Annotated in this window: 1 protein-coding gene; it reads left to right on the forward strand. The window is 47.6% G+C overall.

Annotated elements, in window-relative coordinates; translation table 11 throughout:
• Window positions 1-100 precede the first annotated feature (100 nt).
• A partial coding sequence (locus ACTTK7_RS17210) for an ISL3 family transposase (RefSeq protein ID WP_462869327.1) occupies window positions 101-1,303 on the forward strand: 1,203 nt, incomplete at its 3' end.

A 1,303-nucleotide genomic window follows, 5' to 3' on the forward strand; every position in this document is an offset into this window, starting at 1 on the left:
GGCTCAACACCAAAATATGTTCTTGATAAAAAGAAATGAAAAAACATCTGCCCCTCTGTTATGTTGAGAGTACCAACAACCAACAAAAAGAGGGAGACAGATGTACACTCATTTTATCAGCCATTTATTAGACTTACCAGGGGTTCAGATCACTGCTGTTCAACAAGAAACCGATGGCCTCATCTGCCGGGTGCAGCCAAACGATGTTGTTCAAGCATGCCCGACCTGTCGGTCGGCGGCTTCGGTGATCCGTCGTGGTACAGCGTATATTCGAAAAGTTCGTCATCTTCCTGTCTTTGGGTATGATGTCTTTCTTCATCTTCCTGCTATTCGCTTATCCTGCCACAGCTGTGGCAGCTCGTTTGTTTGGCAGTACGAAGGTATAGCTCCTAAAAAACGATATACCAAAGCCTTCGAGCAACAAGTTTCCTCTGTCCTGGGAAGCACCATCCAGCATATGGCCCGTGTCCTACGCATGCCGATCACGTCACTTACACGCCTTTGTCATCAATGGATGCGTCAAGAAAGCGCTCGGGTTCAAAACGAGTGCTGGGAAGAGGCTGCTTCCAGCCCCAAGCTGGTGCTGGGCATCGATGATTTTGCGATTCGGAAAGCTCATACTTACAACACCGGGCTTCATGACTTACGAGGAGAATCATTGTTAGAGGTGATCCCGGGACGTACGGTCGAAGAGCTTCATCAATATATCGATCAGCACCCCGAATGGGGTGCTCTCCAGCCCCAGGCGGTCGTTCTAGATTTAGCTCCGGGGTACCACCGGTTTGTGAAAGAAGTCTATCCAGGTGCTATTCGAATTGCCGATCGGTATCACGTCAACCGATATGTAACAGAGGCATTACATACCATAAGAAAAGACGTCCAAAAGCAGCTTGCTTCTCATGCAAAAAAACACTTGAAGCGACGGCATCGTCTATTAGGTAAACGAAGAGACCACTTAACAAAGGCAGAAGCTAACGAATGTTCGGTTCTTTTATCTTATTCCTCTCTGCTCTCCCAGGCCTATGAATGGAAGGAGGTCTTCATCGATTGGTATGACTGCAGCGCTTCTTACACGCTAGCTCAAAAGGGCTTCCAGTTCTGGCTGCAGGCAGGAGAAAAAATCGATCACCCGGCGATTCGCTCTTGCTTAAGAACGATGAATAACTGGGAAGCAGAAATTTGCAATTATCATCAGCTTCGCTTTACCAATGCAGCTGTAGAAGGTAAAAATAATAAAATCAAGGCGCTGCAGCGCCGCCATTACTTCACTCGTAACCCGGAGGGTTACAAACAACGCCTGCTT

The organism is Marinococcus tarijensis (genome assembly GCF_054971385.1).